At 63.9% G+C, this 23676-nt stretch carries 24 protein-coding genes; 18 read left to right on the forward strand and 6 right to left on the reverse strand.

The features are described 5' to 3' along the window. The coding region (locus ACV1FX_RS19880) for an integrase core domain-containing protein (RefSeq protein WP_473119414.1) at positions 1–106 on the forward strand (106 nt) is incomplete at its 5' end. A 31-nt stretch (positions 107–137) separates the two neighbouring features. Here the strand turns inward: ACV1FX_RS19880 and ACV1FX_RS19885 are convergent. After that, positions 138–1631: an MFS transporter gene (locus ACV1FX_RS19885; protein ID WP_473119247.1), complete on the reverse strand. Its 1494-nt coding sequence runs from the start codon at positions 1629–1631 to the stop codon at positions 138–140. A gap of 158 nt (positions 1632–1789) precedes the next feature. Here ACV1FX_RS19885 and ACV1FX_RS19890 point away from each other — a divergent pair, with 158 nt between their 5' ends. From ACV1FX_RS19890 to ACV1FX_RS19900, 3 genes are all read left to right on the forward strand, one after another. Further along, positions 1790–2038 carry a hypothetical protein gene (locus ACV1FX_RS19890; protein ID WP_473119248.1) on the forward strand — a complete coding sequence of 83 codons (249 nt, stop codon included), beginning with the start codon at positions 1790–1792 and terminating at the stop codon, positions 2036–2038. A 186-nt stretch (positions 2039–2224) separates the two neighbouring features. Further along, on the forward strand, positions 2225–3721 hold the full coding sequence (gene guaB / locus ACV1FX_RS19895) for an IMP dehydrogenase (protein ID WP_473119249.1): 1497 nt from the start codon (positions 2225–2227) through the stop codon (positions 3719–3721). Between the two features lie 288 nt (positions 3722–4009). Next, positions 4010–4984: a SphA family protein gene (locus ACV1FX_RS19900; RefSeq protein ID WP_473119250.1), complete on the forward strand. Its 975-nt coding sequence runs from the start codon at positions 4010–4012 to the stop codon at positions 4982–4984. Positions 4985–5052: 68 nt separating this feature from the next. Here ACV1FX_RS19900 and ACV1FX_RS19905 read toward each other — a convergent pair whose 3' ends face one another. Continuing rightward, on the reverse strand, positions 5053–5961 hold the full coding sequence (locus ACV1FX_RS19905; protein WP_473119251.1) for a LysR family transcriptional regulator: 909 nt from the start codon (positions 5959–5961) through the stop codon (positions 5053–5055). A 168-nt stretch (positions 5962–6129) separates the two neighbouring features. On the opposite strand from ACV1FX_RS19905, the gene ACV1FX_RS19910 reads away from it, so the two are divergent. The 12 genes from ACV1FX_RS19910 to ACV1FX_RS19965 all read left to right on the forward strand — a co-directional run bounded on the left by ACV1FX_RS19910 (position 6130) and on the right by ACV1FX_RS19965 (position 18044). After that, entirely contained in the window at positions 6130–7287 is a 1158-nt protein-coding gene (locus tag ACV1FX_RS19910) for an alpha/beta hydrolase family protein (protein ID WP_473119252.1), read from the forward strand. 26 nt (positions 7288–7313) lie between these two features. Continuing rightward, on the forward strand, positions 7314–8267 hold the full coding sequence (locus tag ACV1FX_RS19915) for a VOC family protein (protein WP_473119253.1): 954 nt from the start codon (positions 7314–7316) through the stop codon (positions 8265–8267). Then, positions 8251–8616 carry a Rieske (2Fe-2S) protein gene (locus ACV1FX_RS19920; protein ID WP_473119254.1) on the forward strand — a complete coding sequence of 122 codons (366 nt, stop codon included), beginning with the start codon at positions 8251–8253 and terminating at the stop codon, positions 8614–8616. Before ACV1FX_RS19915 ends, ACV1FX_RS19920 begins: the two co-directional genes overlap by 17 nt. Positions 8617–8659: 43 nt before the next feature. Beyond that, entirely contained in the window at positions 8660–9790 is a 1131-nt protein-coding gene (locus ACV1FX_RS19925; protein ID WP_473119255.1) for an FAD-dependent oxidoreductase, read from the forward strand. A gap of 34 nt (positions 9791–9824) precedes the next feature. After that, positions 9825–10988 (forward strand): MFS transporter, encoded by a 1164-nt coding sequence (locus ACV1FX_RS19930; RefSeq protein WP_473119256.1) that lies wholly within the window; start codon positions 9825–9827, stop codon positions 10986–10988. Between the two features lie 15 nt (positions 10989–11003). Further along, positions 11004–11582, forward strand: coding sequence for a cupin domain-containing protein (locus tag ACV1FX_RS19935; RefSeq protein WP_473119257.1), 579 nt, complete (start codon positions 11004–11006; stop codon positions 11580–11582). Continuing rightward, positions 11579–12586: a fumarylacetoacetate hydrolase family protein gene (locus ACV1FX_RS19940; protein ID WP_473119258.1), complete on the forward strand. Its 1008-nt coding sequence runs from the start codon at positions 11579–11581 to the stop codon at positions 12584–12586. The genes ACV1FX_RS19935 and ACV1FX_RS19940 overlap by 4 nt, the downstream gene beginning before the upstream one ends. Before the next feature lie 4 nt (positions 12587–12590). After that, positions 12591–13484 (forward strand): NAD-dependent epimerase/dehydratase family protein, encoded by an 894-nt coding sequence (locus ACV1FX_RS19945; protein WP_473119259.1) that lies wholly within the window; start codon positions 12591–12593, stop codon positions 13482–13484. Positions 13485–13575: 91 nt separating this feature from the next. Beyond that, the gene (locus ACV1FX_RS19950) at positions 13576–14346 is read left to right on the forward strand and encodes a cyclase family protein (protein ID WP_473119260.1); all 771 of its coding nucleotides are present in this window, start codon (positions 13576–13578) and stop codon (positions 14344–14346) included. A 195-nt stretch (positions 14347–14541) separates the two neighbouring features. Continuing rightward, a complete protein-coding gene (locus tag ACV1FX_RS19955; RefSeq protein ID WP_473119261.1) occupies positions 14542–15564 on the forward strand; it encodes an NADP-dependent oxidoreductase in 1023 nt (340 codons plus the stop codon). Positions 15565–15737: 173 nt separating this feature from the next. Then, positions 15738–17612, forward strand: a complete 1875-nt coding sequence (locus tag ACV1FX_RS19960; RefSeq protein WP_473119262.1) for a DUF3857 domain-containing transglutaminase family protein — start codon at positions 15738–15740, stop codon at positions 17610–17612. Positions 17613–17756: 144 nt separating this feature from the next. Then, positions 17757–18044, forward strand: coding sequence for a hypothetical protein (locus ACV1FX_RS19965; RefSeq protein ID WP_473119263.1), 288 nt, complete (start codon positions 17757–17759; stop codon positions 18042–18044). Positions 18045–18047: 3 nt separating this feature from the next. Here ACV1FX_RS19965 and ACV1FX_RS19970 read toward each other — a convergent pair whose 3' ends face one another. Then, positions 18048–19112, reverse strand: a complete 1065-nt coding sequence (locus tag ACV1FX_RS19970) for a LacI family DNA-binding transcriptional regulator (RefSeq protein ID WP_473119264.1) — start codon at positions 19110–19112, stop codon at positions 18048–18050. A gap of 41 nt (positions 19113–19153) precedes the next feature. After that, positions 19154–20182, reverse strand: a complete 1029-nt coding sequence (locus tag ACV1FX_RS19975) for a succinylglutamate desuccinylase/aspartoacylase family protein (RefSeq protein WP_473119265.1) — start codon at positions 20180–20182, stop codon at positions 19154–19156. A 421-nt stretch (positions 20183–20603) separates the two neighbouring features. Between ACV1FX_RS19975 and ACV1FX_RS19980 the strand changes: the two genes are divergently transcribed. Together ACV1FX_RS19980 and ACV1FX_RS19985 are read left to right on the forward strand one after the other, a co-directional pair. Next, on the forward strand, positions 20604–21026 hold the full coding sequence (locus tag ACV1FX_RS19980; protein WP_473119266.1) for an MAPEG family protein: 423 nt from the start codon (positions 20604–20606) through the stop codon (positions 21024–21026). Positions 21027–21035: 9 nt separating this feature from the next. Next, positions 21036–22337 (forward strand): RsmB/NOP family class I SAM-dependent RNA methyltransferase, encoded by a 1302-nt coding sequence (locus tag ACV1FX_RS19985; protein WP_473119267.1) that lies wholly within the window; start codon positions 21036–21038, stop codon positions 22335–22337. A 227-nt stretch (positions 22338–22564) separates the two neighbouring features. Here the strand turns inward: ACV1FX_RS19985 and ACV1FX_RS19990 are convergent, their stop codons facing one another. Together ACV1FX_RS19990 and ACV1FX_RS19995 are read right to left on the reverse strand one after the other, a co-directional pair. Continuing rightward, positions 22565–22774, reverse strand: a complete 210-nt coding sequence (locus tag ACV1FX_RS19990) for a cold-shock protein (RefSeq protein WP_473119268.1) — start codon at positions 22772–22774, stop codon at positions 22565–22567. A 503-nt stretch (positions 22775–23277) separates the two neighbouring features. Further along, positions 23278–23649, reverse strand: a complete 372-nt coding sequence (locus tag ACV1FX_RS19995) for a nuclear transport factor 2 family protein (RefSeq protein WP_473119269.1) — start codon at positions 23647–23649, stop codon at positions 23278–23280. Positions 23650–23676: the final 27 nt, after the last annotated feature.

Raw genomic sequence — 23676 nt, forward strand, 5'->3', positions numbered from 1 at the left:
GTATGTAATCTACTACAATAACTTCAGGCCTCATCAGGCCCTCGGCGGCAAGACACCAAAGGAATTTGCCGAGGTCCAGACCCAGACCATTCGATCAGCGAATTAGTGAACTTGCACAGCAATGACGAGCTGAGGGACTACCCCAGCCGCTGATCCCGCATATCCTGCGTATCTTCCGTCGCCGCCTTGACGGCGGCGCTCGCGGCGCTCTTTGCGGCGCCCTTGCGGCTGGCGATCTCTACCGCCTTGCGGCCCGAGATTTCGTGTCCGGCATCCTGCGGCATCTGCCAGAAGAACCAGCTCGAGGCAGCCGACGTCAGCGCGACGACGATGAAAGCGGGCCAGAACACGGTGGCGTCGAGCTCGGTGACGTGGCGCCACCACATCGTCGATTCGACCGAGAAGGCGCCGACCGCGACGCCGGCGGAGACCGCGAGTTGCTGGTTGACACTGACCAGCGTGGTCGCGCGGCTCATCTGCGGGGCCTCGACTTCCGCATAGGCGACCGTGTTGATCGCGGTGAACTCCAACGAGCGGAAGAAGCCGCCGACCACGAGGATGACCATGATGATAAGCAGCGGGGTCGTCACCGTGAACAGCGCGCACACGCCGAGGAAGAACGCGGAGATGATCGCGTTTGCGGTCATCAGGTTGCGGAAGCCGAAGGCGCGGATGAGACGCGCGGCCAGCGTCTTCATGCCCATGGCGCCGAGCGAGGAGGCGAAGGTCACGAGGCCCGAATGGAACGGCGTCAGCCCGAAGCCGATCTGCATCAGAAGCGGCAGCAGGAACGGCAGCGCGCCGATGCCGAGCCGGAACATGAATCCGCCGATGACGGCCGCGCGCAGCGTCGCGAGATTCAGCAGCGAAAAATCCAGCACCGGCGATCCGGTTTTTCGCGCATGCATGACGTAGAGCGTCATCGAGATCGCGCCGCCCGCGACCAGCGCGAGCACGGTGCTCCAGGGCAACAGATTGAGGCCTGCGACCGACAGGCCGAAGGCGATACCGGCAAGTCCGATGCCGGCGAGCAGCATGCCCTTGAGATCGAACGGCTCCTGCGCCTCGCTCTTGATCGGATCGATGTAGCGCAGCGCCATGAAGATGCCGAGCAGGCCGATCGGCAGGTTGATCAGGAAAATCCAGTGCCACGATGCATAGGTGGTGATGAAACCGCCGAGTGGCGGGCCGACCACGGGGCCGATCAGTGCGGGGACGGTCACCCAGGCCATCGCGTTGACGAGGTCGCTCTTGTCGATCGAGCGCAGCAGCACGAGCCGCCCGACCGGCGTCATCATCGCGCCGCCCATGCCTTGAAGAATACGCGCGAACACGAAGTCGGCGACCGAACCGGACAGCGCGCAGCCGACCGAGCCGACCATGAACACGCCCACCGCGATGGCAAACACCAGCCGCGCCCCGAAGCGGTCTGCGGTCCAGCCGCTCGCGGGGATGAACACTGCAAGCGATAACAGGTACGAGGTGATCGCGAGCTTCAGCGTCAGCGGGCTCGTGCCGATGTCGGCCGCGATCGCGGGCAGGGAGGTCGCGATCACCGTCGAGTCCATGTTTTCCATGAACAGGGCGGTCGCCACGATCAGCGGGATCACGCGTTGCTTGTTGACCGACATGACGGATATTTAATGGAAATCAGAAGGGATAGGGTGCGCGATGCGGCTTAACACCGTCGCTGCTCCGAGACCATTGCGGAACCGCGCATAGCACCTAAATCCTGCGTGACGGTGCGACCTTGACTGTGTCGGGGGCATCGGGCGCCGGAGATCCCGCGATGATCTACATCCTAGCCGTGCTTTTGCCGCCGATCGGGCTGCTCCTGAACGGGCAGCCTTTCTCGGCGATCTTCAACCTCGTCCTGTGCGTGGTTTGCGCGATTTTCGGCCTGTTTTTCCACATTTTGCTGCTGGTCCCGTCAGCGCATGCGGTCATCGCGGTGCACATGAAGCGGGAAGACCGGCGGCATCGGGAGGTCGTGGACGCGATCCGCCAGCACGGCCCGCCACGGGGTTATCCGCGCTAAAGGCGCAAAAAAGCCTGTGCATGGCTGGCAATCGGCCCGAATTGCTTTGATTCGTCACCCGGCCGTGCTATCGACCAGCGTCAACCCCACCGATGGGCTCCGATTCGACGGTGCTGCCGCAAGGTACGCCGAGGGCGGCGCTCATCCATAATCATTTGCGGCACGGCCGCAGGAAGGAGTTGGCATATGGCCACGGTGCAAGGTCTTCAAGGCATCCGCGAAGCCTTTACGTTCGACGACGTGCTGTTGAAGCCGGGCCTCTCGGACGTGCTTCCATCCGAGGTCGACATCCGCTCCCGCGTCACCCGCGCCATCCCGCTCAACATCCCGATCATGGCTTCCGCCATGGATACGGTCACCGAGGCGCGCATGGCGATCGCCATGGCGCAGGCCGGCGGCCTCGGCGTCATCCACCGCAATTTCGATCCGGAAGGGCAGGCCGCCCAGGTGCGGCAGGTCAAGCGATACGAGTCGGGCATGGTCGTGAACCCGCTCACCATCAGCCCCGACGCCACCCTGGATGACGCGCTCAAGCTGATGAGCGATCACGGCATCTCCGGCATTCCCGTCGTCACCGGCGCGGGCAAGACCACGCCAGGCAAGCTGGTCGGCATCCTCACCAATCGCGACGTGCGCTTTGCCACCGACCGCCGGCAAAAAGTCTCCGAGCTGATGACGCACGAAAATCTCGTCACGGTGCGCGAGAATGTCAGCCAGGATGAAGCCAGGCGCATGCTGCACAAGCATCGCATCGAAAAGCTGCTCGTCGTCGACGACCAGTATCGCTGCGTCGGCCTCATCACCGTGAAGGACATGGAGAAGGCGGTCGCCCATCCGCTCGCCTGCAAGGACGCGCAGGGTCGCCTGCGTGTTGCGGCCGCCACCACCGTCGGTGACACCGGTTTCGAGCGCACCGAGCGGCTGATCGACGCCGGCGTCGATCTCGTCGTCGTCGACACCGCCCATGGCCACTCCCGTCACGTGCTCCATGCCGTCAACCGTATCAAGCGTCTGTCCAACTCGGTGCAGGTCGTCGCCGGCAATGTTGCGACCGAGGACGGCGCGCAGGCGCTGATCGACGCGGGCGCGGACTGCATCAAGGTCGGCATCGGCCCGGGCTCGATCTGCACCACCCGCATCGTCGCGGGGGTCGGCGTGCCGCAGCTCACCGCGATCATGGATGCGGTGGAAGCGGCGAAAAAGGCGGACATTCCCGTGATCGCGGACGGCGGCATCAAGTTCTCCGGGGACCTTGCGAAAGCGCTCGCGGCCGGTGCGGACATCGCAATGGTCGGCTCGCTGCTCGCCGGTACCGACGAGACGCCCGGCGAAGTCTTCCTGTGGCAGGGCCGCTCCTACAAGGCCTATCGCGGCATGGGCTCGGTCGGCGCGATGGCGCGCGGCTCGGCCGACCGCTACTTCCAGCAGGACATCAAGGACACCTTGAAGCTCGTGCCCGAAGGCATTGAGGGGCAGGTGCCCTACAAGGGTCCGGTCGGTAACGTCATGCACCAGCTCGCCGGCGGCTTACGCGCCGCTATGGGCTATGTCGGCGCGCGCGACATGAAGGATCTGCATGAGAAGGCGCGTTTCGTCCGCATCACGGGCGCGGGCCTGCGCGAAAGCCACGTCCACGACGTGACCATCACGCGCGAAGCCCCGAACTATCCGGGCGGCGGCTAGGTTCACTCCGCCATTGCGGGACGATGCAAGACATAGAACCCGCAATCTCGATATGCCTCACTCATCTCGCGACCTCCCAATGCGCTATTGCGCATTGGGTTTTCGCGTCGCTAGCGTACACATTGATCTCATTAATACCTGAGATCATAAGGATCAATTTTACCGATAGTTCGGCCTGGGCCAATAATCACCGAGTCGATCTTCCGACGATGGAAGGTCGGTCCAAAAGGGGATGGTCGGCGCGCCGCTCGCGAAGCGACGCATATGCGCCGATTGCTTGGGGGAAACATGAACAGGCTACGGAATCTTTCTGCGGCATCGCTGCTGCTTGCGTGCGCAACGACCGGTGCATTTGGTGCTGAAAACGGCGTGATGAACTATCCTCCGGGAGCGCCCGGCGTGTTCATCGGCACTTTTCCGCCGATCCCCGGAATATTCATGCTCAGTCAGACCAACTACACGAGCGGAAGCGGGCTCTATGACGGGAGCGGCAACAAGGCTGCGATTCCGTTCAGCGTGTCCTCGTTCTCCGAGACGGCCCGAATCCTCGTGAGCTATCCGGCCGAATTTCTCGGGGCTCATGTCTACACGCAATTCGTGCTGCCTTATGTGCATCTGCACAGTTCGAATCCGGGCGGCACGTTTTCCGCCGACGGCTTTGCCGGCCTGACCGTATCCCCGGTGATTTTGCAGTGGTCGCTTTCGCAGTACCAGAGCCTCACGCTCGGACTGGATATCGCGACGAATACCGGCACCTATTCGCCCTGGGCGCCGCTGAACGTGGGCACCAACTACAACACCATCATGCCGACGCTGGCCTATCGCTACTTCGATCCCAAGGGATTTGAGCTGGGCATTTCGCCAAGGCTGATGTTCAACGACACCAACACGGCGTCGCTCAACACGTTCACGCAGTCGCTCCAGCGTTATCGAAGCGGCGACGCCCTGGTCGTCGACTTCAACGCCGGATACAATTTTGGTCCGTGGAAAGCCAGCGTCGTCGGCGCCTACACGCACCAGTACGGCGACGACACCGTGAATGGCGTGAAGGCCTTCAACGTGGCGGGTGTGCAGGACGGCAACCGACTCAGAACTTTCGCCCTGGGACCCTCGCTGACCTACGACGCCGGCAAGTTCCAGGTGAACCTCAACTATCAGCACACGTTCCTGGTCGAAAACGGCACGAAGTCGGAATCGGTCTGGGCGAACGTTGCCTTTCCGATCTGGGTGGCGGCTCCGCCTCCGGGCGCTCCCAGGCACTGAGAACGCGTTGACGCCGGCAGGCCTTGGTTGAACCCAAGGCCTGCTGCGCGCCTGCCGCTGTCTGGCGTTCAGCCCAACTCTTTTGCGGCGGCTGCAATCATCTTGCGCAGCCAGATCAGGCCTGCATCGTTCGACCTGTACCCGTGCCACTGCGCCGACTGCTTCATGGTCGGGAGTTGAAAGGGAAGCTCGACGAGCTTGATCGGCAACGTGCGCTGCGCCTCTCTTGCAAGCCGCCGGTGAACCGTCGCGATGCGGTTGGTCCCGGCGACGAGACCGGGCATCGAACAGAAATTGTAAGTAATCACGTCGATGCGGCGTTCGATGCCGCGCTGCGCCATGAACAGCGACTCGATCGACTGGCGCCCCTCCGACGGCTGCATGACCACATGTGGGGCGCTTGAAAATTCCTTTCGGGACAGCTTGCCGTTCGCGTAGCGTCCTTTGCTCCACACCACCGCGCAAAAGCCTTCTTCAAGGACCGTCTCTGAAGGGTGGTGCTTCGAGCAGAATTCGTTCGGGATGATCAGCAGATCGACCGAGCCCTGCTCGAGCAGCCGATCCGGCGCTGCGACCTGGTTGAGAAAATTGAACCTCACGTCCGGCGCGGTCCGCTCGCAACGGGCGAGCAGGGCGGGCGCCAGGACAGCGAGCGTATAGTCGGACGCCAGGATCGTGAAGCGGCGGTCCGATTGCGCGGGGTCGAACTCCGAGGTCGAGGCGACTGTCCACTCGATGCGGACGAGCAAGTCCCGCACCGAATCCTTGAGCGCTTCGGCTCTCGGCGTGAGTTCCATCTTGCGGCCGATCTTCACGAGCAGCTCATCCTCGAAATAGTCGCGCAGGCGCTGCAGCGCACTGCTCATCGCGGATTGCGTCACGTTCATTCGTCCCGCCGCGGCGCTCACGCTGCGCAGGTGCAGCAGGTGATCCAGTGCCACGAGAAGATTGAGATCAAGCCTGTTCTTGAAGCGCATCCGGTCCTCCCTGATCCATCAATTCTATCAATACCAAGAATGCGAACAATCGATTTTTGCAAAGTTCGAGGAGGCGCTAAACAGTATCGAGGGAGAACGCTCATCGGCCGACCAACGCGCCCTTTTGCCATCTCGGCGAAAGGCCCGGGTCCAGCCAGGGACGAGGGAATGTTCAGGTATTTTCCGAAGAACTACGTGTGGAATCTGTCGGTCGATCTCGCAATCGAGATGGGCGCCCGCATCGGCGAGATCGAGGAGATGTGCGCGCCTCTCCAGGCCGCGTCGGAGCAGCCCGACGCAGCCGGCGTGCAGGCCTTTCGCGAAACCTGGTCGCGCATGGCGGACAAGCTTGTCGCGCTTGCGGCCGAGGACGAGGCGTGCGGCCGATTGTTGTCGGCGGGCGAGAAATACAATCGCGCAGCGACGTATCTGATCACCTGCGAGCGGTTGCAGGCGCACGGCGCAGCCGGGCGTCTCGATCTCTATAAGCGCTTTCTCGACGTATTCGCGCGCGGTGTCGAACTCTCCAGGGAGAATTGCGAGCGGGTCGAGATTCCCTATGAAGGTCGGCACATTGCCGGTCTCTTCGTGCCGGCCGAGGGAGCGTCGAAGGCGGCGCCCCTGCTGGTGCAGGTCAACGGTCTCGATTCAACGAAGGAGATGAAGTACCGGGTGGGCCTGCCGGCGTGGCTCGCCAAGCGCGGTGTCTCCTCGCTCGTCATCGACCAGCCGGGCTCGGGCGAGGCCCTGCGCCTGCATGGCATGACGGCGCGCCATGACAGCGAGCATTGGGCCAGCCGTGTCGTCGATTGGCTGGAGACGCGTAAGGACGTCGACGCCAAGCGGATCGGGCTCGAGGGCGTTTCGCTCGGCGGCTATTTCTGTCCGCGCGCTGTCGCGTTCGAACCGCGTTTTGCCTGCGGCGTTGCCTGGGGCGCCAATCACGATTGGCGTGACGTGCAGAGGAAACGCCTCGAAAAGGAAGGCAATTTCCCGGTGCCGCACTACTGGGCGCATGTGCGCTGGGTGTGGGGCGCGAAAGATCAGGACGATTTTCTTCGCATCGCGGAAAACGTCCATCTCGATGGCATCCTGCAGCGGATCCAGGTGCCGTTCCTGGTCACGCATGGTGCGAACGATTCCCAGATCCCGCTGTCGTGGGCGCATCGTACCTACGATCAACTCGTCAACAGCGGCAAACGCGAGCTGAAGGTTTTCACCGAGCGCGAAGGCGGCTCCCAGCACGCGAGTTTCGACAACAGCATCAACGCGGGCCATTACATCGCCGACTGGGTTGCGGAGACCCTCGGCGGCCGCGTCGCATGAGGATGGAAGACCGGAGAAGAACAACAATGAAGATTATCGGATTGGACAGCGTGGTTTTCGGCGTCGACGACGTGGCAGGCGCTGCCCGGTTTCTCACTGACTACGGCTTGACGCCGGTGAACGTTTCGGAGAACGGCGGACGTTTCGAGGCCATCGACGGCACGTCAGTCGTAATTGCGCACGAAGGCAATCCACGGCTGCCCGCGCCGCCTAGACCGGGGTGCCGCTTGCGGAAGACCGCGATGGGCGTGGCCGACACCGCGACGTTACAGGCGATCGCGGCGGAGCTGCGGCGCGACCGCGAGGTTCGCCAGTTCGACGACGGCTCAATCGAATCGGTCGACGATTCGAATTTCGTGATTGGCTTTCAGGTCTCGGTCCGCCGGCCGTTCTCGCTGCCGGGCGAAATTTCGAACGCTCCGGGCGGTGCCATGTTCCGGCCGATCAACAGCCTTGGCGTGCCGTCGCCCGGCTCGGTCATTCGCCCGCGATCGCTCTCCCACGTGGTGTACTTCGTCCCCGACGTCCTCAAGGCCGAGGCGTTCTACGTCAATCGCCTCGGCTTCCGCTGCACCGACCGCTTCACGGGCACCGGTCCGTTCCTCCAGCCGGGCGGCAGCCTCGATCATCACACGCACTTTCTGATGGCCGCTCCGCCGCACATGCACGGGCTGGAGCACTTCACCTTTCATTTCGGTGGTCCGACCGAGATGATCGCCAACGGCTATCGGTTCGTCGAAAAGGGCTATCAGGCGTTCTGGGGACCAGGCCGTCACATCCTGGGCTCGAACTGGTTCTGGTATTTCAACAGCCCGTTTGCCTGCCACATCGAGATGGATGCGGACATGGACCAGCACGATGCGAGCTGGACGCCGCGCGAGACGGCGGCATCGGCGGACAATTCACAGACCTTCCTGCTGAAGATGCGGAAGAAGTGGTCTCCAGGTCCTGGAATTCACGAGAATGGCGACTACGCCTGAAACGGATTTGGAAGGTTGGATTCGGCTGTGCCGGTCGGAGGAGATCGGTGAAGGGCAATCACGCGGCTTCGATCTCGGAGATGAGGACCAGGACACGATATTCGTCGTTCGATGCCGTGGAGCCCTGCATGCGTGGCGCAACGCATGTCCGCATGTCGATGGCGCACCAATGGCCTGGCGCAGGGACGCGTACATGAACGCCGACGGCACGCGCATCGTGTGCCATGCCCACGGGGCTCAATTCATGCCCGATACCGGTCTCTGCGTTCAGGGGCCGTGTGTCGGGAAGCGGCTGATACCGGTAGGGTCCGTCACCGACGCGGACGGCGGACTGTTCGTAAAGAAATGAAATGGCGCCTCGAAGCGGCGCATGCTCAGGGGGAAAGAGCAACATGGCGGTGGTCAAGAGGGTTCTAACAATCGGCGGCGGGTTTTCCGGCATGGCCGCGTCGATCCAGATGCGGAAGGCCGGCATCAGCGTCGATCTGGTCGAAATCGATCCGAACTGGCGTCCGGAGGGGGCCGGCATCACCGTCAGCGGCCCGACGCTGCGCGCGCTCGATACGATTGGCGTGTATGGCGAGTTCGCCAAGCGGGGATTTACCGCCGACGGGGTCGATCTCTTCACGCCAACGGGACACAAGATCGGGGAGATTCCAACGCCGAAGGCCGCGGGCTCCGATGTTCCCGGCGGCGGTGGAATCATGCGCCCGGAGCTCGGCCGCATCTTGGCCGATGCAACGCGCGCCAGCGGTGTCTCCGTTCGCGTCGGATGCAGCTATGAACGGCTCGAACAGGCCGACGACCACGTCACCGTAACTTTCACCGACGGGACGGCAGCGAAATACGATCTCGTCGTCGCTGCCGACGGGGTTCATTCCAGGACCCGCGAATTGCTGTTTCCCGAGGTGAAGCCGCCGCAATATCTGGGGCAGGGGGTCTGGCGGGCTGTCCTGCCGCGCCCCTCGGATATCGTGCGCCCGCGGATGTGGTTGGGAGGGCCTGTGAAGATCGGCGTCAATCCGGTCTCGCAAAGCCACATGTACATGTTCATCACCGAAGCGCGTGCGGAAAAGCTTCAGGTCGATGCGGCGAGCCGGCCTCAGCTCGTTGCCGATCTCATCGCGCCCTTCGCCGACCCTGTTCTCGCGGCGCGTCGTTCCGATCTTTTCGCGCCGGATGCAGCGATCGATTATCGTCCGCTCTCGAATCTGCTCGTGCCACCGCCGTGGAATCGCGGCCGTGTGATCCTGATCGGCGATACGGTTGCGGCAACGACGCCGCATCTGGCATCCGGCGCGGGTATCGGCATCGAGAGCGGTATCGTTCTCGCAGAAGGGCTGGCGCGGGCCTCGACGCTCCAGGAGGCATTCGACAGCTTCCATCGTCGCCGCTGGGATCGTTGCCGGATGGTGATCGAAAATTCCGAGCGGTTGGGGCGCATCGAGATGGAAAACGGCGACAAGGCCGAGCATGCCAGGATTATGCGCGAGTCGGTGGCGGCCCTGACACAGCCGATCTGAAAAGAACGATACAAACGATCAACGGGAGGAGCAGATGAAGTCAACGACGGAAACATGGTCGGGTCGAATTCCCCTGATGGTGGCGCATTGCGCCGGCATGGTGGACCTCGTCGCGTTGCCGGTCTGGGTCGGAACGCTCATCGAACGGTACAAGTTCACGCCTCAGCAGGCCGGCGGACTTGCGACTTTGTTCTTGGTGGGAGCCGTGCTCAGCAGCGCGTTCTTCGCGCCGCGGTTCAATCGGCTGAATGCGCGCGTTGCGGCGGTCGTCGGCTTCGGCATCGCGAGCGTCGCTTTCCTCATCGCCAGCAGGATGTCCGACTATGCGTCGCTCGCTGGTTTGCATGCCGTGGCCGGTGCCGCGGCCGCCTGCGGACTGAGTTTCACCCACGGCACGATCGCCCGCAGCGCCAATCCGCATCGCTTGTTCGCGATCGTAGGCATGGCGCTCGGCGTCTTTGCGATCATGTTCCTCGGCGTCACGCCCAATCTCGTCGCCAGCCTTGGCGGGTTCGCGCTGTTTGCTGCCTTCGCCGCGATCATGGCGATTGCCGCGATCTTCGCCGCGATCTCGTTTCCGACCGGAGGCGCCAAGCGTGCGGACGATATTGTTGCCGCTGTGAGCCATCTCGGGCGCGCCGTGTGGTTCGGCATCGCCGGGATCAGCTGCATGGCCCTGACGCAGGCGATGATGTTCAGCTTCATCGAGCGCATCGGTATCGATCGTGGCTTTGGGACCCAGGCGGTTACCGGCGTCCTGATCGCCCTCGGTTTCGTGAATCTGCTTCCCGCGCCGCTCGCTGCATTGCTGGAGAAGCGGTTGCCGGCGAGGACCGTGCTGCTTGCCGGACCGGTCTGTCAGGCCGTGATTGCGGTTGCGATTACTTTCGGGACGGGATTCGCCGCCTATGCAGGTCCCACGGTGTTCTTCGCTGCGGTGATGATCTTTACCCACACCTTCGCGTTCGGGCTGCTGTCCCGGCTCGATCCCACGGCCCGCGCGCTTGCGGGCACGCCGGCAATGTTGATGATCGGCGCGGCCATTGGCCCGATCCTTGGCGGTACGCTCGTTCAGCTCTTCGGCTATCCGGCGCTCGGCCTGTGTGCGGTCGTCATCTCGACGATCGCGGTCCTGCTGTTCTCGAAGGTGTTTGCCTCAGTGGCTCGGCCTGTGCCAGGCTCGCTTGAAATCGCCTGAACCTGGAGATCATCCTTGTCCCTTCCGCCTATCCGTCGCGTCGTTACCGGCCATGCCGGTAACGGTGACGCAGTCGTAGCCTCGGATGGCGCGTTGTCGACCGTCGTGGAGCTCGCGGCCATCCCGGGGACGATCTTCCACGAGGTGTGGAGTACGGCGTCCACGCCGGCAACCATCGACAATGCTCCTGACCCGACCGTCGGCGGTCTGCGATTGCCGCCGCCGCCCAATGGCACGCGCATCCGCATCGTCGACATTCCTCCCGATACCGAGGACTTTCTCCGCGACGGGGCCGCGAAGATGGCGGCTGCCTTCGGTGAGATCGGCGATGTACATGCCTCGACTGTCAAACCGGATTCGCCGCATCCTCTGATGCATCGCACGGAAACCGTCGACTACGGGTTCGTCATCTCGGGCGAACTCACGCTCGTGCTCGACAACGGAGCGGTCGATCTGAAGACCGGCGATGTCGTCGTTCAGCGCGGCACCAATCACGCATGGGCCAATCGGAGCGGCAAGCCGTGCCGCATGCTGTTCGTTCTGGTGGACGGAAGGTTCGGCCCGGAGATCAATCTGGAGAAAGAGGGCCAATGAGGTTTGCAACCTACGACGATGGGAGCATCGACGGTCGTCTGGTCGTCGTGTCGAAGGATGGGACGCGGGCGGTCGAGGCAAGCGGCGTCGCGCCGAGCCTTCTCGCCGCGCTGCGCATCTGGTCGCAGGTCGAGACACCTCTGCGTGCCCTTGCGGACCAGCTCGAGAGCGGCAAGGTCGAGGGTGAGTTCGCTTTCGATCCCACCCGCTGCCTCGCACCGCTCCCGCGCGCGCCGCAATGGTGCGACGGGTCGGCTTTCCTCAATCACGGATGGCTGATGGACGTTGCGCTCAAGAAGGCGCCGATTCCCGATTTCGAGACCATCCCCGTCATGTATCAGGGGGCAAGCGACGATTTTCTCGGCCCGCACGCAGACGTTCCCTTCGTGTCGGAGGCCGATGGCATCGATTTCGAGGGTGAGTTCGGCGTGATCGTCGACGAGGTCGCGATGGCGACGCCGGCAGCTCAGGCTGGCGATCGAATTCGCCTGCTTGTCCAGATCAATGATTGGAGCCTGCGCATCCATGCCGGGCGCGAAGTGCGAACCGGATTTGGATTTCTGCAGTCGAAACCATCGACCGCCTTCGCGCCGCTTGCCGTGACGCCGGACGAGTTGGGCGAAGCCTGGCGTGATGGCCGCATCGACATGGCTCTTCATGTCGCGCTCAACGGAACGCGGGTCGGCTCCGCCTCCGGTCGGGAAATGACATTCTCCTTCCCGCAATTGATCGCCCATGCGGCCAAGACCCGTCGTCTGACGGCGGGGACGATCATCGGATCGGGAACGGTTTCCAATGCGGACCGTGCCGCCGGGTCGAGCTGTCTCGCCGAGGTGAGAGCGATCGAAACGATCGATCACGGTGCACCACGAACGGCGTTCCTGAAATTCGGCGATCGCGTGACCATGCAGGCCCGCTTTGCCGATGGGCGTGAGGGGCCGTTCGGTCGCGTCGATCAGACCGTGGTCGAGGCGGGCGCCGCTCGAGACAATCTGAAAACCTGAGCTCATGCGGATTTTGGTGACGGGGGCGGCGGGTTTCATCGGAAGTGCCCTGCTGAGGGCGCTGCTCCAGGATGGCGCCTTGTCCGAGATCACCGCTGTCGACCTTGCCACCGGGCCGGCCTCGGCATCCGACGGGCGATTGCGCTGGCTTACCGGTGGGCTCGACGATCGTGCGATCCTGGACGAGATCGCTCGCGCCCCATACGACCGCGTCTTCCATCTGGCGAGCGTTCCCGGAGCACGCGCCGAGGCGGACCCGGTCCTTGGGCGCCGCGTCAATCTGGATGCATCCCTCGATCTCCTCGGGGCGATCGCAGCCGGAGGGCGGCGTTCGCGCGTCGTTTACGCCAGCAGCATCGCGGTCTACGGGCAGATGTCGGGGACTGCAGTGAGTTGGCGGACGGAGCCGCGGCCGGTCACAACCTATGGCGCGCACAAGCGCATGGTCGAGATTGCTCTTGCCGATCACACACGGCGCGGAGAGATGTCGGGCATATCGCTGCGGTTGCCGGGAATCGTCGCGCGGCCGGGCCCCGCGACCGGGTTCGGATCAGCGTTCATGAGCGAGCTCTTGCGTGCGGGTTCGGTGGGTGAGCCTTACGTCTGCCCCGTGTCGCGGGCGGCCACCGCCTGGTGGTTGTCAGTCGCGGCGACAGTGAAGAACCTCATCCATGCCGGTTCGATCGATCATCGTGGCGAAGTTCAGCTTCCCGCGCTCCACCTTTCCGTCGACGACGTCATCCAGGTGCTGATCGAGGTTTACGGATTTGAATGGCGCTCACTCCTTCAATTTCGTCCGGACGAGCGCATCGAGGCCATCTTCGGGACACACCCGGATCTGGATACGCGCAAGGAGCAGGCGATCGGTTCACGCATGATGGCTCTGCTGCAACCATGATCAGAAACGCGATGCCACCCGGGTCTCTGTCCTCGTCGCAAAATGAGCGCGTGGCCGAGACTTAATCCTCTACCTGAGAGAGACGCTCACAATGACGAAGCGCTTTGTCGATATCTCCGTGCCGCTGCAGGTCGGGATCAAGTCCGATCCGCCTGGGCTCGAGCCTCACATCCAGTATTTCGGCCACAAGGATGGGCTGCACGAGGTCGAGGCCATGATGGGCTTGAAGCCCGATCAACTGCCGGATGGTGAGGCCTGGGCGTTCGAGAAGGTACAGATGAGTACGCATAACGGCACTCATCTCGATGCGCCATGGCACTACCATTCGACCATGGACGGGGGACGACCGTCCGCCACGATCGATCAGATCCCGCTCGACTGGTGCTTCAGGCCGGGCGTGAAATTGGATTTTCGCGGCAAGCCTGACGGCTATGTCTGTACGGCCACCGACGTAGAAACCGAGCTCGCACGGGTGGGGCACGAACTGCGCCCCCTCGACATCGTCCTCGTGAACACAGCCGCAGGCACGCGCTACGGACATGACGACTATATCGGGCGGGGTTGCGGCATGGGGCGGGAGGCGACGCTCTATCTACTGGAACGCGGAGTGCGCGTTGCGGGAACGGATGCATGGAGCTGGGACGCGCCGTTCGCTTTCACGCGGCAACGGATTGCGGAGACCGGCAACAGCGCACTGTTCTGGGAAGGGCACAAGGCCGGGCGCGAGATCGGTTATTGCCATCTCGAGAAATTGCACAACCTGGAGGCCTTGCCGGACCACGGCTTTACGGTGTGTTGCTTTCCGGTCAAGGTCGAGCGCGCATCGGCCGGCTGGACGCGAGCCGTGGCGATCGTCGAGTAAGGGGCCGACCTCCGGGCGAAGTGGGACACGCGAAGCGCGAACCCGACGTCTCGAGAGACGCATCTCCAAATTCCACATTGCGAAATTGTGCAATGAGCGCGGCTCTTCGAGTCGCCACGGAATGACCGTGCGCGGGTTTGCGTCGCGTTGGTGCGCCTCCTAAATGACAGCGATAACCTGTCAGGAGGAAGCATCATGTCCCAAGGCAAGCGCATCGTTCTCGCCGCGCGTCCCGTCGGCGAGCCCAAGCCGTCTGATTTCCGTATCGAGGAATTCGCCGTGCCGACGCCAGGCGCGGGCGAGGTGCTGTTGCGCACGGTCTGGCTGTCGCTCGACCCCTATATGCGCGGGCGGATGAGCGAAGGTCCGTCCTATGCCGCGCCGGTGCCGATCGGCGGCGTGATGGAGGGCGAGACGGTCAGCGAGGTGATGGCCTCCAACAATGCCGATTTCGCCAAGGGCGACATCGTGCGCACGCGCGCCGGCTGGCTGACGCATGCGGTCTCGAACGGCAAGGGATTGATCAAGGTCGATCCGAAGCTGGCGCCGATCTCGACCTCGATCGGTGTGCTGGGCATGCCCGGCATGACTGCCTATACGGGCCTCCTCGACATCGGCAAGCCGCAAGCCGGTGAGACTGTGGTCGTGGCGGGTGCCTCGGGCGCGGTGGGCTCGGCCGTCGGCCAGATCGCGAAGATCAAGGGCGCCCGAGCGGTCGGCATCGCCGGCGGCAAGGACAAGTGCGACTACGTCGTCAAAGAACTCGGCTTCGATGCCTGCATCGATCACCGCGATCCCGATCTTGCGGCCAAACTGAAGGATGCCTGCCCGAAAGGCATCGACGTCTATTTCGAGAATGTCGGCGGCGCGGTGTTCGAGGCGGTCTTCCCGCAGCTCAATGCCTTCGCGCGCGTGCCGGTCTGCGGCCTGATCGCGCATTACAACGACACCGAGGCCAAGCCGCCGAAATGGGCAGGCAGCATGATGCGCGCGATCCTCACCAAGCGACTGACCTTCCGCGGCTTCATCGTCAGCGATTTCGCCGCACGCCACGGTGACTTCCTGCGCGACATGTCCGCCTGGGTCCGCGAGGGCAAGGTCAAGTACAAGGAGTTCGTCACCGAGGGCCTGGACAGCGCGCCCGGCGCCTTCATGGGCCTCCTGAAGGGCGCCAATTTCGGCAAGCAACTCGTCCGGGTCGGACCGGACAAGGCTTAAGCCGCCACCTTCTGCGCGGCGCACGACATCAGGGGCGGGTCGGTCGGGAATCCGGTTGACTCATCCCTGGATTGTGCAGAAAAAATGCGCTCGTTAGGGGAACTGATCGGATCGGGCCGCGAGTTCGCCGTGGCAATCCGAAAAGGGGCGGGCGACGAACGATGAAGATAGGCGTGAGACTGCATGTCGTCGCGATCGTCCTGACGTCTGCCCTCGCTGCCCCTGCCTTGGCTGACGACGCGCCGTTCTCGATTCGCTTGTCCATGGCAACGACGGTGCTGCCCGGAGATCTCCTCGAAGCGGTTTCGACGGTCGATGTCGCGATCCGCTCCGAAGTGGCTGTCGCTGGGTTTGGCCAGACCACGCTTCAAGTCAATGAACATTTCGCCGATCTGGAGATCCTCGAGGCAACGACCGTCAAGGCAGATGGGCGCCGCATCGACGTCCCCGCCGACAAGATATTGACGTCCAATCTCCCGAACGCATCTCAGCTCGGCATCTTCGAGGCGGACGTCAGGAATCGGACCATCGTTTTTCCCGACGTCGCCGTCGGCGACAGCGTGCATTACAAGACGCGCAGGCGCGAACGCCAGCACGGCATCTCGGGCGGGTTCAGCGCGACGTACGTCCTGCCGCGCTCGGGCCGTTTCGAGGATGTGAAGATCACGCTCGATGCGCCCAAGAGCTTGATCGTCGCGGAACAGTCGGATGGCTTTGCCCGCGCGGTGGAAGAGCAGGGCGAGCGCCGGATCGTGGCATGGACGCTTGGACCACTGACCTATCTGGCCGATGAGCCCGGTGCGACCGCGGCCATCGATCACAGTCCGTACCTCGTAGTTTCGAGCTACGGGAGCTGGCAGGCGATCGGCCAGAGATTTCTGGACGGCGCGGCTCCGATGAGCATGCCGACGCCGGACTTGAAAGCGCTGGCGGAGGACCTCACCAGGGGCATCACGGATCGCCGCGAGCAGGCGCGCGCCATCTTCGACTGGGTCTCGAAGAATGTGCGTTATTTCGCGATCTTTCTCGGGCAGGGTGGCTTCGTGCCGCACGATGCGGCAAGCGTGCTCGCCAACAAGTACGGCGATTGCAAGGATCACGTCACGCTGATGCGCGCCCTGCTGGCAGCCAAGGGCATCGAGGCGGACTACGCGCTGATCTCCACCCAACCGGTCTATCGCGCCTTTGAAGTACCGGCCCCGGATTGGTTCAACCATGTGATCCTGTGGCTGCCCGAGTTCGATCAGTACGTCGATCCGACCGCGAGCACCTCGACCTTCGCAAGCTTGCCGGGCGTCGAGGCCGACAAAACCGTGCTGCGGATCGGCACCAAAGGCATCGTCGTGGTGCGGACGCCTCCGCTTGCCGCCGAGAGCAATCGACTGACGGTCGCGGCCGACGTCACCATCGCAGCGGATGGGACGGCCAAAGGCACAGCCACCGTCGCAGCCCAGGGCGCGACAGGCGCCAGCTTGCGCGGGGTCATGACCCAGGTCGCCCTGAAGGGGGGCGACGTGCTTGCGAAGGAGCTGCTTGGCAAGCAGAACTGGCGTGGCACCGGCAATATCGAAGCCCGCGCGGCGACCGATCACAGCGAGCCGTTCGTCGTGAAGACCAGCTATGACTTGTCGAGCAAGTTCTTCGGCGATGAAGGCAACCGGAGCGCCGTCCCGGTGGGGCCGCGTTTGGTGCTTCCGGCCCTGATCCCGTTCGACCAGGCCGCCAAGGGTAAGCACAGGCAGAACTTCGTGTGCCAGGCGCAGAGCTACGATCAGATCATCGATCTTCATCTGCCCGAGGGACGGACCCCGACGAATATTCCCGGTAGCGTCAATGTGAGCCTGCCTCTCGCAGACTTCGAAGCCCGTTATGAGCTGAGTGGGCAAACGCTGCATATCGAGCGCCGGACCGTGATCCGGGTGCCTGCGCAGTCGTGCTCGCCCCAGATCGCGACCGATATCGCGCCGGTCATTGCAGCCGCCACGAAGGAGTTCGGTTGGCGGCCGCAATTTGCCCGCAAGGACAACAATCCGGGGCAGAGCCCCTAGCAGGGCCGGCCCCGAGGGTCGGCGATTGGTTAACAAAGAGTTACTCATCGGCAACACCGGCCCGCAAAAGACGCAGGCGTGACCGTCCGTTCATTGACGGGCCGGCGAAGGCATTGAATCATCGCGCATATTTTTGGTGCTGCGATGTTAGAGATTGGTATTTTCAGCGTAATCCTTCTGGCTGCCGGTTATTGGGCGACGATGTTCCTCATGGGCCGCCACGACGACGTGCTGCACGGCAAGTTCGTTCGCAGCGACAATGAGCCCGAAAGCACGGCCGCTGCGGCGCCGGCTCCGCCGTCATTTCCCGCCCGGCCGGCCTTTCCCAAGCGCCCCGCGCCGCGGGTGGTCGCGAGCGCAAAGCCCATGGACAGCGACGCCCTGCAATCGCTGCTGGCCGCGATCCAACAGGATCTGAGGGACGTCGCGTAAGCGTTAGACGCTGCCGCGTTCGACCAAGGTGAGTTCGATCGCGCGTCGTTGCTCGGCGCTCGGTGTGCCGGACAGGCGCGCCAGCAAGAGTTCGCCGGCGATGCGCCCGATCGCGGCGGAATCGAAGGTGATGGTGGTGAGGCCCGGCGTGATCTGGTCCGCCACGTCGTTGTCACCGAAACCGAGCACGGCAAGATCGCGGGGGGCCGACAAGCCGCGCGACCGCGCCTCGATCAGCGCACCGGTCGCCAGCAGATCGTTGGCACAGAAAACGGCGTCAACGCTCCCGCCGTGGTCGAGCAGGGCGGTGAAGGCTGCGCGGCCGTCGACGAGGCCCGTGATCTCACTGACGCCGATCTCATGGACGATTTCGAGACCCAGCCTTGCCGCCGCGGCGCGAAACCCGTCGCGGCGGAGTGCACCGCGGCCGCTGCTGCGCCCGATGAAGGCGACGCGGTGATGTCCGGCGTCCGCCAGCCGGCGTGCTGCCATCGCGCCCGCGTCGGTGTTGGAGAGGCCGACCAGCATATCGATGGGATCGCGCGGAAATGCCCAGGTCTCGATCACGGGAATGCCGAGCTCGGCGAGCGCTGTGCGGTTCTCCTGAAGCTCGATCACGCCGGTGAACATCACCGCTGCAGGACGGATGCCGCGCAGCGACTGGATCATCGCGACCTCCTTGGCATAGGAGTAGGAGGTCTGGCCGACCAGTACCTCAAAGCCTGCCGGCTCGAGCGTGGCGGCGAAGCTGCGCACGGCGAGCCCGAACTGCTGGCTGAGGATGTTGGAGACGAAGGCGACCACAACGTTCGACCGGCCCGAGCGCAGCGCGCGGGCATGCGGGTTCGATGCATATCCGGTCGCCTCGATCACCTCGAGGATTCGGTCACGCGTCTCGCGATTGACCTTCTCGGGATGGCGCAGCACCCGCGACACCGTGATCGGCGCGACACCGGCGCGCTCCGCCACCTCTTCGATGCGCGGCGGCCGTCCACCCGCGGTGCCGCGGCCGGCCGGTGCGGGAATGCGCAGAACGTCGTCGTAGGTCGGCTTTGCCGGAGCGGTCATCGAATCCCGAGTGTGGTTGAAGTCAGTGTCGTCACCAAAGCTTAGCGCGCCAGCACCTCCTCGCGTGTCAGGGCGCGGCCAACCTGGACCAGGCAGTCGCCACTCTGGCTATCGGTGTGCAGGCGCTGCGAGATCACGATGCCGTCGGTGGGGAAGCGCAGCACCTCTTCAGGCACTTCCGGTCGCTCGAAGTCATGGTACCAGCCGGCGACGTCGCCGGCCTTGACCCGCGCGCCGACTGCGACGGCCGGCTCGAACCAGCCGCGCCGCGTCGCGAACACCGCTTGGGCGTGGCTTTGCAATGCCAGCAATTCGGTATCGCGCTCGACCGGCGCATGAGGTCCGAGCACGGGTGCCTGCACGATGCCGAGCGCGAGCAGCAACCGATCGACGGCGCGGGCGGTGAGCGCCATCGTCTGCGGCGTGACGGTGCCGCCGCCGCCGAATTCGCCTGAAAGTCCGATGGCGCCGGCGCGCGCTGCCGCCCCCATCGAGGTCGGAGCAGTAGCGCCATTCTCGGCGACGAAGGCGAAGGGCATACCCAATCCTTCCATCAAGCGAAGGGCGCCGCCGAACATCTCGGGCGGTCCCTGCCTCTCGATGAGCGCGCAGGGCACATGCGCCATCGAGGTGCCGCCGGAATGGATGTCGAAGACGACGTCGTGGCGCGGAAACAGCTCGTGCTCGAGGAAGTGAGCCAGGCGAAACGTCGGCGTGCCGCTGGCATCGCCCGGGAAGGCGCGGTTGAGATTACCCTCGTCGAGCGGTGAGCGCCGCCGCGCCGCCATCACGGCGGGCAGGTTGGCAAAGGGCAGGATGGTGATCTCGCCCCTGATGGCGGCACGATCGAGCCGGCGATACAGCCGCGTCAGCGTGATCTCGCCCTCATATTCGTCGCCGTGATTGCCGGCCATCAAAAGAAGTTTTGGGCCGGCGCCATTCCTGATCCGGAAGATCGGAATCTTGAGCTGGAAGTAGGGGGAGCGATCAATCGAGAAGGGAATGCCGAGATGGCCTGACCATTTCTGGTCCTTCTCGAAATCGATCTCGTGAAAAAGTCCGGTATGCATGGGTGGCCTCATGTCTGCATCGTCGCCGACGCCGGTTCGATCGCCCGCGCCGACGATATGACGCAGATGACAACGTTGTCATCAGGGAGTTTTGCCGTGTCGATCGTGCCCTCGGCCTTTGCGAACCGCTGGTTTCGGTTTGGAGCTCGATCCGGGTGTCAAACGCCTCAACTAAGATCCCCTTCGGCAAGCGGATTTCGAACTCGACCGTCGGCTTGGACGGATTGAGCCCGAGATAGGCGAGGGCAGCGATAAAAGGGCATGGTGGTTTGCGGGGCCCGCGGGAGAGGAGAGCCAAAATCGCTTTATCTCTCGATGGTTGGTCGCTGATGCGGGAACGGCGGTTGAAGTCGTTGATTGTCAGAGCCAGCGGTGGCGGCTAATGACGCTCTCGCCTCCGCACCAAGCGGGAAGGATTCCGATGTCCGTTCAAATGGTTTTGCTGCCGGTCTTCGTTCAGGTCGCGCTGACTTTCGCGCTCCTGATCTGGATGGCGCTGGCGCGGCGCGAGACGCTGGTCTCCGGCGAGACCAAGATCCGCGACATTGCGCTCGGCGAGCCGAACTGGCCGAAGCGCGCCACGCAGATCGCCAACTGCTTTGCCAACCAGTTCGAGCTGCCGGTGCTGTTCTACGTGCTGATCGCGCTGGCGCTGCCGCTGCGCCATGCGGATCTCTTCATCGTGCTGATGTCCTGGGTGTTCGTGGTGGCGCGGTTCGCCCATGCCGGCGTCTTCGTCAACTCGAACGACCTCGGCCGGCGCTCGACCGTCTGGCTCGCCGGCATGCTTGTGTTGCTGGCGATGTGGATCTACTTCGCGCTGAAGATTTTGTTGCTGATCTGAAAGAGTCAAATGACCCCTGCTGCCCGGCTGTCCGCGGCCATCGAACTGATCGACACCATCGAGAAAGACCGCGTGCCCGCCGCCAAGGCGCTGAAGGAGTGGGGCACCGCGCATCGCTTTGCCGGCTCCGGCGACCGCGCCGCGATCGCCGGCCTCGTCTGGGACGTGCTGCGCCGCTATGCCTCGAGTGCGTATCTCATGGACGCAGACACGGCGCGCGCGCGCCTGATCGGCATGCTGCGCCTGGAGCGCAACATGGATACCCCGACCATGGCCGCCCTGTTCGACGGCAACCGCTATGCGCCGGAGCCCTTGAGCGAGGCCGAGCAAGCCGCGCTCGCCTCGCGCTCCCTCAAGAACGCACCGGCCGCGGTCGCCGGCGACTATCCCGACTGGCTCGATCCGTACCTCGCAAAAGTCTTTGGCGAGGACCGTGCAGCGGAAGCCACCGCGATGGCGAGCCGCGCGCCGCTGGATCTGCGCGTCAACACGCTCAAAGGCAGTCGTGACAAGGTTCTCGGCCGGTTATCTCACTTGAAGGCGCAGCCGACGCCGTGGTCGCCGAACGGCCTGCGCATCGAGCTTGGCGCCGACGCGCGCAATCCGGGCATCCAGTCGGAAGAGGATTTCATCAAGGGCGCCATTGAAGTGCAGGACGAAGGCTCGCAGCTTGCGGCCTTGTTCACGGCCGCAAAACCCGGCGAGCAGGTGATCGACCTCTGCGCCGGCGCCGGCGGCAAGACTCTGGCGCTTGCGGCCCTCATGCAGGGCAAGGGACGGCTGATCGCGACCGACCGCGACAAGCGCCAGCTCGCCCCGATCCATGAGCGGCTGTCGCGCGCGGGGGTCCACAATGCGGAGATCCGTACGCCCAAGGGCGAGGCCGATCCGCTCGGCGAGATCCGCAGCACCGCGGACCTCGTCGTCATCGATGCGCCCTGCACGGGAACCGGCACCTGGCGTCGCAACCCCGACGCCAAATGGCGCATGCGCCCCGGTGCGCTGGAGATCCGCCTGAAGGACCAGACCGAGGTGCTCGAGCGCGCCGCGCCGCTGGTGAAGGCGGGCGGCCGCATCGCCTACATCACCTGCTCGGTGCTGTCGGAGGAGAACGGCGAGCAGGTGAGGGCCTTCGTGGCGCGCCATCCCGAGTTCTCGGTCGTGCCGAGTGAGCAGACCGCGGGTGTGCTCTGGGACAAGGCGGAGGATTTTGCGCAGGCTGCGCTGCAGACGCCCGAAGGCTGGCTGATGACGCCAAGGCGCACGGGGACGGATGGGTTCTTCGTCTCGGTGCTGAAGAAAGCCGCGTAACCACACCGCCGCGGCGATCCGGTACTCCGAGACGTCTGTGATGAATCGATAAGACCGCAGCGTACTAGATTCCCCGCCTTCGCGGGGAATGACTGGGGAGAGGGAGGCGGCACTGTCCCGCTCCAAAAGCAAAAGCCCCGCGCACCGAATCCCGGTGGCGGGGCCTGATCGCTTACGCTCTGCCAGTACGTCCGTGGACAGAGCGCTCTGGCGCTTTGCGCGGCCGACTAGCCGGCGCGGAGGTTATCGGCCGAAGACTTGCCGCTGCGGCGGTCTGCGACGATGTCGAACGACACCTTCTGGCCTTCGTTGAGGGTGCTGAGACCAGCGCGCTCAACCGCGCTGATGTGAACGAAGACGTCCTTGTCGCCGTCGTCCGGCTGAATGAAGCCGTAGCCCTTTTGACTGTTGAACCACTTCACGGTGCCCATGGCCATGGGAATATCCTTTGTTTGATAGTACGCACGTGGATCGGTACGCAGCGGTGCGCCCATGATCCGGATTGGTCGATGTTTTGGGGAAATCATCTGAAGCGTGCGCGCCCGTCAAAAAAACGAGGCGAAGCGGCCCAGTCGTTCGGCCAAGTATCGATCGTGCCGATATAGCGAAATAATAGGGCTACTTCAAGGCGCTGCACGCGTGTCGCGAATCGTATGACTTTTCAATTTCGCGCTGCGGTGTACGACAATCCACGTGAACAGCACCAGCCTGTCGTCGATGAGCGGTGCGCAGCATCGCCGAAGTTCCGAGGCCTGCCAGCTCGTTCCCGGCGTGAGCTTGAACCTGCGCCCATCGCGCAGCTCGGGCGGTGACGGGATACGGAGGAGCCGCGGCGCACTGGCTTCCCCGCCCGCGCGGGGAATGACGGCAGCGGTGTCCCAGGCCAATCAAAATGGCATGCGCCGGCTGAGAGAGCAGAGACATCGATGCGCACAAGGCATCAGCGCTCCAAATGGTTCGCCGATCCCTGCACGATCAGCCCCTCCGCGTTCACCCGCAGATACTCGCAAATCTTCTTTCCGCGCTCGTTCTGGTAAAACACCACGGCGCTGTCCGGGCTCACGAACACATCGATCGGCGTGAAGTGCAACTCCGGCACAAGCGCCAGCGCCTTGCTCCAATAGGCGCGCAGGCTCTCCTTGCCGTGCAGGGTTCCGCCGGCGTCGATGCCGAGCGCCTGGATGCGGTCCGAGGTCATCTCGGCCGCATCGTCATAGAGCGCGAGCACGCGCTCGAGATCGCGCGAATTCCAGGCCTCGATCCATGTCCGCCCGAGGGCGACAAGCTCCGATGGTTGATGGTGATGTGGCATCGCGTCCTCCCTGATCCGCCCCTGTAT

This window comes from Bradyrhizobium ingae (genome assembly GCF_055791185.1).

Coding starts and splice junctions, on each gene's coding strand:
- ACV1FX_RS19890 (WP_473119248.1), top strand. CDS start 1,790: ATGATCTACATCCTAGCCGTGCTTTTGCCGCCGATCGGGCTGCTCCTG.
- ACV1FX_RS19945 (WP_473119259.1), top strand. CDS start 12,591: ATGCGGATTTTGGTGACGGGGGCGGCGGGTTTCATCGGAAGTGCCCTG.
- ACV1FX_RS19995 (WP_473119269.1), bottom strand. CDS start 23,649: ATGCCACATCACCATCAACCATCGGAGCTTGTCGCCCTCGGGCGGACA.
- ACV1FX_RS19970 (WP_473119264.1), bottom strand. CDS start 19,112: ATGACCGCTCCGGCAAAGCCGACCTACGACGACGTTCTGCGCATTCCC.
- ACV1FX_RS19955 (WP_473119261.1), top strand. CDS start 14,542: ATGTCCCAAGGCAAGCGCATCGTTCTCGCCGCGCGTCCCGTCGGCGAG.
- ACV1FX_RS19965 (WP_473119263.1), top strand. CDS start 17,757: ATGTTAGAGATTGGTATTTTCAGCGTAATCCTTCTGGCTGCCGGTTAT.
- ACV1FX_RS19925 (WP_473119255.1), top strand. CDS start 8,660: ATGGCGGTGGTCAAGAGGGTTCTAACAATCGGCGGCGGGTTTTCCGGC.
- ACV1FX_RS19915 (WP_473119253.1), top strand. CDS start 7,314: ATGAAGATTATCGGATTGGACAGCGTGGTTTTCGGCGTCGACGACGTG.
- ACV1FX_RS19885 (WP_473119247.1), bottom strand. CDS start 1,631: ATGTCGGTCAACAAGCAACGCGTGATCCCGCTGATCGTGGCGACCGCC.
- ACV1FX_RS19950 (WP_473119260.1), top strand. CDS start 13,576: ATGACGAAGCGCTTTGTCGATATCTCCGTGCCGCTGCAGGTCGGGATC.
- ACV1FX_RS19900 (WP_473119250.1), top strand. CDS start 4,010: ATGAACAGGCTACGGAATCTTTCTGCGGCATCGCTGCTGCTTGCGTGC.
- ACV1FX_RS19985 (WP_473119267.1), top strand. CDS start 21,036: ATGACCCCTGCTGCCCGGCTGTCCGCGGCCATCGAACTGATCGACACC.
- ACV1FX_RS19920 (WP_473119254.1), top strand. CDS start 8,251: ATGGCGACTACGCCTGAAACGGATTTGGAAGGTTGGATTCGGCTGTGC.
- guaB (WP_473119249.1), top strand. CDS start 2,225: ATGGCCACGGTGCAAGGTCTTCAAGGCATCCGCGAAGCCTTTACGTTC.
- ACV1FX_RS19975 (WP_473119265.1), bottom strand. CDS start 20,182: ATGCATACCGGACTTTTTCACGAGATCGATTTCGAGAAGGACCAGAAA.
- ACV1FX_RS19930 (WP_473119256.1), top strand. CDS start 9,825: ATGAAGTCAACGACGGAAACATGGTCGGGTCGAATTCCCCTGATGGTG.
- ACV1FX_RS19910 (WP_473119252.1), top strand. CDS start 6,130: ATGTTCAGGTATTTTCCGAAGAACTACGTGTGGAATCTGTCGGTCGAT.
- ACV1FX_RS19990 (WP_473119268.1), bottom strand. CDS start 22,774: ATGGCCATGGGCACCGTGAAGTGGTTCAACAGTCAAAAGGGCTACGGC.
- ACV1FX_RS19980 (WP_473119266.1), top strand. CDS start 20,604: ATGTCCGTTCAAATGGTTTTGCTGCCGGTCTTCGTTCAGGTCGCGCTG.
- ACV1FX_RS19940 (WP_473119258.1), top strand. CDS start 11,579: ATGAGGTTTGCAACCTACGACGATGGGAGCATCGACGGTCGTCTGGTC.
- ACV1FX_RS19905 (WP_473119251.1), bottom strand. CDS start 5,961: ATGCGCTTCAAGAACAGGCTTGATCTCAATCTTCTCGTGGCACTGGAT.